Consider the following 9,237-nt stretch of genomic DNA (forward strand, 5'->3'; position numbering starts at 1 on the left):
ATGCTCGCACTTTAACACAACGAGTGTTGTCTTAAATCGAATTGCGAGCTATTGTTCATGCATCGCGCCGGCCAGCGTCCATCACCGAGGAATGAAGGAGACTTATCATGCTTACCACCCAATCCCAACGAGAGGCGTTTCGCGAGGACGGCGCCGTACTTATAAAGAACTGCCTCGACCCTGTGCAGCTAGCCCGGTGCTATGAGGCTTTCAAGTGGAACGTCGCCAACCCGGGCCCATATCACTTCCGCTCGCTGGACGGCACCAGCCTGCAGACCCATATCGACAACGCCAATCCGGTGGTTAAGCAAAAGCTTGACGACCTGGTCACGACGCTGCCGTTCGGAATGGTGTTCCAGGAGTTATGGGGCTCGGAGCATGTTTGGTATTTCGCCGAGGAGGTGTTCGCCAAGGAAGGCGGCAACAGCGGCCGCGGACCGTGGCATCAGGACACCGCGAACCTGCCGTGGGCCGGCCAGCATTGGGGCAACGCGTGGATTACCTTCCAGGCCATTCCAAAGAAGAATTCGCTGGAGATCATTCGCGGCTCCCACCTCGGCATCCAGTACGACGGGGCCAGCTTCGCAAATGCCGCTGACCCGACCGATCCGCTGTACGGCGACGGCACCCTGCCCCGCCTGCCGCATATCGACAAGGAGCTCGCCGAAGACCCCAATTCCTGGGACGTGCTCTCCTGGGAGGTGACCCCTGGCGATGTCGTGTTCCTGCATCCACGTTCGCTTCACGGAGGAGCCGCCGTCGATGCCGCCTGCCCGACCCGCCACACGCTGGTGCTGCGCTTCTTCGGTGACGACGCCACGTTCCGCGCCCTGCCAATGTCGAACCCGCGCTATGCCCGCAACGGGCCGCTCTTCCGGGAAGAAATGGCCAGGCTCAATGAAGGCGAACCGTTCCGCTCGCCTGTCTTCCGCCAACTCGCCTGATATCGCCTTGCACGGAGCAGCAGCCATGAAACGACAAATGATCAATCCCGGCCTCACGCAGGCAAGGCACTACGACCAGCTTCACTTCTCTTCGGCGACCCGTGTCGGCGACATGATCTGGGTGTCCGGTCAGGTGGGCTTCGATCTGGTGACGGCCACGGTGGGCCAGGGAATGGAAGCGCAGGCCCGGCTGGCGTTTGAAAACCTGAAGGCGGTGCTCGAAGCCGCAGGAGCCGGCCTTGCCGACGTCGTGGAAATCATGACTTTCCACACCGACCTGCGCGGCGACATCCAGGCATTCGTGAAGGTCAAGGATGAATACCTCCCCGACCGCTATCCCTCCTGGACCGGCGTGGGCGTAAGCCAATTGGCCCGGCCCGAGTTCCTGGTCGAGATACGCGCGATTGCGGTCGCCGGCTGCGGCGCCGGCTGACAGCAGAGGCCGTGCCCCGTTTGCACACCGGGGCCGCGGCACGACATCCTAAAAGAACAGCGACAAAGCTGATGGAGACATAAACATGAAGCGTCCGAATGCGGTCGTCAGACCGGACAAGCCATCCAGCATTCTTGCGCGGCTTGACCGCCTGCCGGTAATGGCTTCCCACTACGTCTGGGCCGCGCTGCTCGCGGCCAACCTGATGCTGGAGTACTACGACAACGCCATCTTTGCCTATGCCAGTCCCACGATCAAGGCCCACACCAATCTGAGCACCGAGCAGATCGGCGTCATCAGCAGCGCGTTCTTCATCGGGATGATCATCGGGGCTCTGGTGGGAGGAAGACTGTCTGACCAATGGGGACGACGTTCGGTGCTCGTATGGACCACCGTCCTGTACTCGCTGGGAGCGTTGGCGACGGCATTCGCACCTACCTACGAGACCATACTGGCCTCCCGCGTCATCACCGGTATCGGCGTGCAGGCCGCCACATCGGTGCTGCTTGTCTATATCGCCGAAATGTTTCCCGGCAGGGCACGTGGCCGCTTCGTCTCCATAGTGACGATCGGGTTCGTGGTCTCCGGCATCGGTGCTGCCGCGCTGGCGATGTTCTATCTCCCACACGGCAGTAGTGATGCCTGGCGCAACCTGTTCCTGGGCGGCAGCGTCGGCCTGCTGATTGCGCCCCTGGCACGCTTCATCCTGCCGGAATCGGTGCGCTGGTGTGTCTCGCGCGGTCGATTCGACCGCGCCGAACGCATCGTAAGCGAGCTGGAAGCGCGCGCGCTGCGCCGCGGTCCGCTCGACGAACCCGCAATTGCCACCGTTCAACCGACCGCCGCAGCGCCCACGCTACGCGACCTCTTCAACGACAAGGCCTTGCTGCGAACCATAGCCGTGCTCACGCTCGGCTACTTTGGCGCCAGCCTGGCCTATTACCTGTTCGGCCAATGGGGCGTCTACTCGCTCGTATACAGCCTCAGGTACTCCGAGGAACATGCGTATTTCATCCAGTTCCTGTGGAACGTGATCTATGGCGCCACGCCGTTAGTCGCCATGCTGTTTCTCGACCGGTATGAACGCAAGTCCACCATCCTTGTCGTGTCCGTGCTAAGTGCACTGCCGTTGGCCGTGCTCGGCATCTCGGCCACCAGTTGGGCAGTGATCGGGGCAGGAGGACTCGCCGCCATCATCACGGGGCTCGTCGTCAACGCCTACTACACCTACATCCCGGAGACGATACCGACGCAGCTGCGCGCCCTCGGCAGCGGGATCGTGATGTCTGGCGGGCGGTTCGGCGGAGCGGCAGCCGGCGTCCTGGGCGCCGCGCTGTTCTCCGCAAGCGGCATGGCTGGCGTCATGCTAGCGGCGGCAGCCTGCTACATCGTCTTCTCCATCCCCGTCGCGCTGTTCGGCCCGCGCACGACCAACCGCGCGCTGGAAGCCGTTGCCGGCGACGAGTCGGGCGCTGCCAACGGAGCGCGCCAATGCCCGGACACGTCCATGGCCGCCTGACACGGCATTTGCGTCTAGCGCGGATTGTTCCCGCCCGCATGGATCACCAGACAAAGGAAAGCGGCAACGTGACTGAAGACTTCAAGACATATCGAACGCTGGGCGGCTGGATAGAAAGGCCGGCTGACCTGCAGCCATCGCTCGAGGGCCATACCAACGCCGATGTGGTCATCGTCGGCGCCGGCTTTGCCGGGCTATGCGCGGCGCTGGAGCTCGCCCGGCAGCGCGTGAAGGTGGTCGTGCTCGAACGCGAGTTCTGTGGCTATGGAGCGAGCAGCCGCAACGCGGGCTATCTCGCCGGCGGGCAGGGACTCAAGTACGACCGCTTCCTCAAGCGGGCAGGCCATGAGAAAGCGAAGCAGATCGTCCGCTTCTACCAGGAAGGCGTTAGCTTCGCCGAAGGCAAGTTCGCGGAGCATGGGATCGACTGCGACTACAACCGGTCGGGATTGATCCGTGCCGGCATCGACCCGTCGCAGGAAGCCAGGGTGCGCGAGGATATGCGGATTGGCGCCGAACTCGGATGCCCATCGGAGTACCTGGACCAGGCCGAGATGCGAGCACGCGGCATCCCGCCAGCGTTCCTGTTTGGCAGCTACGTGCCGACCGGCGGCACGCTCGATCCCGGCAAGTACGTCCTGGGACTGCGGCGCGCGGCCCTGCGGGCAGGCGTGACGATCCACGAAAACACGCCGTTGCTGTCCTTCACCGAAGGACCAACCGTCAGGGTGCAGACACCTCGCGGCAGCGTCAGCGCGCCGGTCATGATCCTGGCCACCAACGCCTATACGCCCCAGCTCGGCCCGCTCGCGGACAAGGTGGTGCCGTTGCGGCTTTCGGCCCTGGAGACCGAACCGCTTTCCTCTGTACAGCTGGCGGCGCTTGGATGGCACCGCCGCGAAGGCATCACAACCATGCACCGGGTCATGGAGAGCCATCGCCTGACGGCGCGCAACACGCTGGTCTTGACGACCAAGCGCCTGCGCTACCCGTTCGGCTCGCGGACGCCCGAAGTGCCCGAGCACGACCAGTATCGAGCGCTGCGGATGGCCCTGCATTACCGCTTCCCGCCCTTGAGGGGCATCGCCATCCGGCGCTGCTGGAGCGGCTACATCAGCTACGCCGACGACGGCCTGCCGGTCATAGGCCGCACAGGAGCAGACAGGAACATTTACTACGCGGCGGGATGTTCCGGTCACGGCGTCGGCACACAGGGCATGGTCGGACACATGCTGGCGGAAGACATCCAAGGCATCGGCAACCCGCTGCTTGTCATGCTGACGCAACACGCGTCACCCGCGACGCTGCCGGAACCCCTGCGCTGGCTGGCCCTCAACGGCGCCCTGAAAGTCGCAAGCGGTCTCGATGAACGTTCGAACCGCAAGGCGCGCCGGGCATGAGGCAGCGTGAGAGGCGGACTCGCAATTGCCGGGAGCATCCTTTCCCGCCCACGTATCACCTGAAACTCAAACGGAAATTCCCATGACAGATCTGTACGATGTTGCCGTGATTGGCGCTGGCTTCGCAGGCGTGACCGCTGCGCGGGACCTCAGCATGGCAGACCACTCTGTGGTACTGCTTGAAGCGCGTGACCGCATCGGCGGTCGGACTTGGTCGAGCACGGCGCTTGGCCTGGAGCTTGAACTGGGCGGCACCTACGTGCACTGGACGCAGGCGCATGTGTGGCGCGAACTCAAGCGATATGGCATCGGCCTGGCGACACCGATGCCGGTGACCAGGGCCTATTGGTACGCCGACGGCGTTGTACACGCCGGGACGTGGGAACAACTCAACCAACTGGCCACGCCGCTGGTCGCCCGCTTCTTTGCCGATGCGCGGATGCACTTTCCCCAGGTGGATGACCTGGCAGCCGCCGACGTCGGCACGATCGACAGGCAAACCATCGGCGACCGGCTTGACGCGCTTGAACTCTCGGCGCACGACCGCGACGTGCTGGTCAACGCGATGTCCATCCTGGTTTGCTCCGAACGCGAGCAAGGGCTCGCACAACTGCTGTTCTGGTGCGCGATCTGCTTCGGCAACTGGAGCGCGTTCAAGGAAATCGCCGGGCACTGGCCGATCGAGGGCGGCACCGGTCGCCTGATTGGCGCCATGAGCGCCGAATCGAAAGCCGAACTGCGCCTCTCGACGCCAGTGGCCGCTGTCGATGACAACGGGCACGAGGTCATTGTGACCACACGCGATGGACAGCGTATCCGGTCCCGGCGAGCCGTGGTGGCATTGCCGCTGAACATGCTGAGCGAGTTTTCCGTCACGCCTGCGCTGCCGCGCCCCGTGCGCGCCATGATCGAGCAAAAAAACCCGATCATGCCCAGCAAGATCTGGGTACGGGTCAAGGGCGAGATCGAGCCCTTCGTGATCTATGCACCAGCGGGCAAGCATCCCATCAACACCGCCCATGCCGAGCGGCGCGCCGATGGCGATACGCTGGTGGTGTGCTTCTGTTCCGACAGCTCGGCGCTGGACGGCAATGACCGCGAGGCAGTACAGGAGGCGCTGCGGGATTTCATTCCGGACATCGAAGTGTTGGACACGGTCTGCCAGGACTGGGCGAACGACCCGTTCTCCAAAGGAGGATGGATGCATCACCGCCCCGGCAATCTGACGCAGGCCGCGCCCTTGATGCGGCAGACCCACGGCCGCATCCATTTCGCGGGCGCGGACATAGCGCCCATCGGGGTCGGCGGCATCGACGGTGCCATCGAGACCGGCGCCAAAGCCGCCATTGACGTCGCTTGCGCCCTGCGTGGCGACCACCGGTTGTGATCCCGTGCTACGCGCGCGCCGCCCGTCCGCCGGACTTCTGCTCGCCCGGCACGGGCGCAACCAGCACCGCCAGGGCATCGATGAGCGCCCGCATTCGCTTGGGCGTGAAGCGCTTGGGTTCGATCGGGTACATCATCATCCATCCATCCCCCATGGCAACGAGCTGGTCGGTGAGGATGTCGGCCGGAATATCGTTGCGGACCGCCCCCCGTTCCTGCGCGTCCTTGACAATGGCGGCGAGCAGGCGACGATAGCGCGCGTAGCGCCTGCTGATGACTTCCGCAAACGCAGGCTCGTGTCGTCCCTGCGCCAGCAATTCCGATGTCGCCGGCCAGAACCTGGTGCTGCGGTCGGTCAGCCTGATCCAGCTTTCGAACGGCGCGAGGATGTCACCGCTTTCCCGAGCGGACTCCAGCATCGCGTCGAAACGATCGAATGCGCTTTCCATCAGCGCCACGACCAGCTCTTCCTTGTTTGCGAAGTAATAGGTCACCGCGCCGGTGGTGTAGCCCGCATGCTTCGCAACCTTGCGCAGCGATGCGTTGGCATAGCCCTCCTGTGCGATCACCGTTGATGCCGCGCGCAGCAACTCCTTGCGCTTCGCTTCGCGGTCGCCGACCGGACGACCCCGGGTTGAGACCTGCTCGATATCGTCGTCGCTTTCCATTGTCTTGTTCTGTCTCTTGAGCATTACGATCACTGGCTGCCAGCCTGGTTAGCCGCCAGATACGTGATTTTACAGAATCATCGTTATGTTTTGATTCCACGTGGCCCCTCTCCGGCTAGCTCCTCTCGGGCAAGGCCTATGCGCAGTCTGTTCCACCCAGGTAGTGTGCCGGCGTCCGCACGCCCCCACGTAGCCACACCTCTGCTCGCTCATGGTACCGCCCAGGCAGGGAATACCCGGCCTTTTTATTTAACATCACGCTCGTTATTCTAATTCACGATTTGCGCGAATCGCCGACAGATTCAGGACGAGTGCGCGGCCGATGCGCTGCATGCGGCCGCCAGGCAACTGACAAACAAGGAGATCGTTGATGGATGCATTCAGGCGCTATGCCTCTAACAAGGATGGGGCTGTGGTCACGGCGGTGCCGTGCAAACTGGCACGCGACTGGGGCAAGACGCCTGCCGTCGCACTTGCAGCATTTGGTGTCTTCGCAGGCGCGGCGCACGCCCAGTCATCCGTCACGTTGTACGGTACGCTCGACACCAACCTGGAGTTCAACACCAACTTCAAGAGCGCCGGCAGCGGCTCGGCCAATCGATACGCGCTGAACGGCGAAGGTCTGTCGGGTTCGCGTTGGGGCCTGCGCGGCGTGGAAGACCTCGGCAACGGACTGAGCAGCGTCTTCGTGCTGGAAAGCGGCATCGGCGCAGACGATGGCACCATGCAGCAAGGCGGTCGCCTGTTTGGCCGGCAGGCGTTTGTCGGCCTGCAGAGCGCCACCTACGGCAAGATCACCTTCGGTCGCCAATACACCTCTATGCTGGAGGCACTGGCCAACTTCTCGCCAGCGGCGATGTCGAGCCTGTATGACCCCGTGATCGCCCAGATCGGACCGGTGTACCGCGAGGACAACACCGTCAAATATTCGGGCACCTTTGGTCCGGTCAGCGTCGGGGCACACTGGAGCTTTGGCACCGGCGGGAGCAGCGGCACCGTGGACCTGAGCCGCCTGGGTGGCTCGGGCGAGGTTCCGGGCCAGTTTCGCCGCGATACCGGCTTTGGCGCCCGGGCGTCCTATGCGGCGGGGCCATTCAGTGCCACCGTCACCTACGACCAGGTGAACCCGAGCATCGTCGGCAATGGCGGCTTCGCCGGTACCGGCACATTCAAAAAGGCCGCCGCAGCAGCCAGCTACGCCGTCGGTCCGGCGATCTTCATGACTGGATACCGCTGGGGCATGTCGACTGCGCCGGGGCAGACACTGACGCGCGATAACTTGTACTGGGCCGGCGTCTACTACGAGATGACGTCTGCGCTGAGCCTGACGCTGGACTACTACTACCAGACGTTCCGGTCCTCGACCTTGCCGGTGCTAAGGCCTGTCGGCAATCCGAGACAGTGGATGCTAATCGCCGACTACCGCCTCTCCAAGCGTACGGACCTGTACCTGACTACCGCTTACGCAAAGAATGCCGGCCTGTGCCTGGACACCGCTTCCATTGCGTTCAACAACGGCTATCAGCCCGCTGCTGGCAAGGACAGCATGTTCGGCGTCGCGCTGGGCATCCGCCACAACTTCTGAGCGCGACGGAAATCGTCAGACCGATGCAATCCCGATGCGGGCAGCTTCAGCAATCCGCATCGGGACATGATGCAAGGGCGGCCACTACCGAAGTGGTCCTCCCGGGTATCTCATCCCACCCGGTAGACGCCGTCTTTGTTCACCTCAACCCGCCCGTCCGCCAGCAGTTCTGCCAGATGCTGGGAAATCGTACGGGTCTCGGCATCGACTACCCATGAGCCTTGAAAGCCCGGCGGATACAGCAGCCGCAGGTCGACCAGCTGTGCCAGTGTCTTTGGCGATTCGCGCAGCAAGGTCAGCAGGCGCTGTTCGCGTTGGTCCAGCTTGGCCGCATAGGCAGCGAGATCGCGCAGGAAGTGCTCACGATCGGTATAGACGCCCCGATGATGGGAGGTAACCCACACCTTGGCCGGAACCTCGGCCAACCGTGCCAGGCTACGACGGAAGTCCCCCAGGCTGGACCCTGCATCGCCATAGTAGGGCCCGAATCCGGTCAGGTCGATGTCGCCCGTGAAAGCCACCCCCTCCGGTTCCACAAGGAGAACGGTATGGCCCGCGGTGTGCCCTGGCAGGTGGAAAGCCCGAATGCCGGTCTGCCCTAGATCCCAGCACGCACCGTCCACGTAGCCCTGCGCATCGGGCCGCGGCGCATAAAAGAATTCGCGCTGAAACCTGAGCAGGGTCTCCGATGCATACGCCGCATTACCGAAAGCGGCGACCATGCCATCCCAGCTCCTTGCCGCCGGTAAATCGCCTTCGTGCACATAGACCGATGCATCCGGTAGACGATGCAACCCAGCCATATGGTCCTCATGCACATGGCCCATCACCACCAGCTCGGTGGCGTCAAACTCGGGACCGATGTAGTTCGCGACAAGCGGCGTGTCGAAAGCCGCGCGGGTTTCGGAGCCCCGTATCAATACCTGGTTGCCGTCGGGATACTTGCCGCTCTTCTCGCCAAAGAAGACCGAGACGCGCCCGAAATCCACGCGCTGGATATGTCGATTCGTGCCGGAGTGGCCGAACGCTGTGCTCATGTCGATCATCCTCGCTGGGCAGTCTTAGCGATTTCCGCAGCCGGGGCGTTCCGGTAGCGATCAGGTCAGGCTGCGCAGCTTTGTTCTCTGTCTATTTATAGTAACACCAGTCATCAAAATAAAGATGCCCGCAAACGCGGCACAGACAGAACGTGGGATGTCGTTATAGACGTAGACGCCTTCACGCCAGGCGTCAGGGTTATGCTTCGACCGCCTTGAACATGTCCTCGACCACCTTCTTGGCGTCGCCGAACACCATCATGGT

General features: G+C 63.1%; 8 protein-coding genes. 6 read left to right on the forward strand and 2 right to left on the reverse strand.

Annotation, left to right across the window (positions count from 1 at the left end; translation table 11 throughout):
* Positions 1-107 precede the first annotated feature (107 nt).
* The 5 genes from IPF36_RS02325 to IPF36_RS02345 all read left to right on the forward strand — a co-directional run bounded on the left by IPF36_RS02325 (position 108) and on the right by IPF36_RS02345 (position 5,683).
* Entirely contained in the window at positions 108-944 is an 837-nt protein-coding gene (locus IPF36_RS02325; RefSeq protein ID WP_195427224.1) for a phytanoyl-CoA dioxygenase family protein, read from the forward strand.
* 25 nt (positions 945-969) lie between these two features.
* Positions 970-1,377 carry a RidA family protein gene (locus IPF36_RS02330; RefSeq protein ID WP_195427225.1) on the forward strand — a complete coding sequence of 136 codons (408 nt, stop codon included), beginning with the start codon at positions 970-972 and terminating at the stop codon, positions 1,375-1,377.
* Between the two features lie 85 nt (positions 1,378-1,462).
* A complete protein-coding gene (locus IPF36_RS02335) occupies positions 1,463-2,896 on the forward strand; it encodes an MFS transporter (RefSeq protein ID WP_195427226.1) in 1,434 nt (477 codons plus the stop codon).
* Positions 2,897-2,934: 38 nt separating this feature from the next.
* Complete coding sequence (locus tag IPF36_RS02340) at positions 2,935-4,296, forward strand: FAD-binding oxidoreductase (RefSeq protein WP_195427230.1); 1,362 nt, start codon at positions 2,935-2,937, stop codon at positions 4,294-4,296.
* A gap of 25 nt (positions 4,297-4,321) precedes the next feature.
* Entirely contained in the window at positions 4,322-5,683 is a 1,362-nt protein-coding gene (locus IPF36_RS02345) for an NAD(P)/FAD-dependent oxidoreductase (protein WP_255519656.1), read from the forward strand.
* Between the two features lie 7 nt (positions 5,684-5,690).
* On the opposite strand, the gene IPF36_RS02350 is transcribed toward IPF36_RS02345, so the two are convergent.
* Positions 5,691-6,350, reverse strand: a complete 660-nt coding sequence (locus IPF36_RS02350; protein ID WP_135702772.1) for a TetR/AcrR family transcriptional regulator — start codon at positions 6,348-6,350, stop codon at positions 5,691-5,693.
* 370 nt (positions 6,351-6,720) lie between these two features.
* Here IPF36_RS02350 and IPF36_RS02355 point away from each other — a divergent pair, with 370 nt between their 5' ends.
* On the forward strand, positions 6,721-7,935 hold the full coding sequence (locus tag IPF36_RS02355; protein WP_195427227.1) for a porin: 1,215 nt from the start codon (positions 6,721-6,723) through the stop codon (positions 7,933-7,935).
* A gap of 110 nt (positions 7,936-8,045) precedes the next feature.
* Here IPF36_RS02355 and IPF36_RS02360 read toward each other — a convergent pair whose 3' ends face one another.
* On the reverse strand, positions 8,046-8,972 hold the full coding sequence (locus IPF36_RS02360; protein WP_195427228.1) for an MBL fold metallo-hydrolase: 927 nt from the start codon (positions 8,970-8,972) through the stop codon (positions 8,046-8,048).
* Between the last annotated feature and the right edge of the window lie 265 nt (positions 8,973-9,237).

The organism is Cupriavidus sp. IK-TO18, assembly GCF_015549295.1.
GTDB classification, from domain to species: Bacteria; Pseudomonadota; Gammaproteobacteria; order Burkholderiales; family Burkholderiaceae; genus Cupriavidus; species Cupriavidus oxalaticus_A.

What these genes read in the sequence shown, in the direction of transcription:
- IPF36_RS02325 (WP_195427224.1), top strand. Translation starts at nt 108, where the DNA reads ATGCTTACCACCCAATCCCAACGAGAGGCGTTTCGCGAGGACGGCGCC.
- IPF36_RS02330 (WP_195427225.1), top strand. Translation starts at nt 970, where the DNA reads ATGAAACGACAAATGATCAATCCCGGCCTCACGCAGGCAAGGCACTAC.
- IPF36_RS02335 (WP_195427226.1), top strand. Translation starts at nt 1,463, where the DNA reads ATGAAGCGTCCGAATGCGGTCGTCAGACCGGACAAGCCATCCAGCATT.
- IPF36_RS02340 (WP_195427230.1), top strand. Translation starts at nt 2,935, where the DNA reads ATGGATCACCAGACAAAGGAAAGCGGCAACGTGACTGAAGACTTCAAG.
- IPF36_RS02350 (WP_135702772.1), bottom strand. Translation starts at nt 6,350, where the DNA reads ATGGAAAGCGACGACGATATCGAGCAGGTCTCAACCCGGGGTCGTCCG.
- IPF36_RS02355 (WP_195427227.1), top strand. Translation starts at nt 6,721, where the DNA reads ATGGATGCATTCAGGCGCTATGCCTCTAACAAGGATGGGGCTGTGGTC.
- IPF36_RS02360 (WP_195427228.1), bottom strand. Translation starts at nt 8,972, where the DNA reads ATGAGCACAGCGTTCGGCCACTCCGGCACGAATCGACATATCCAGCGC.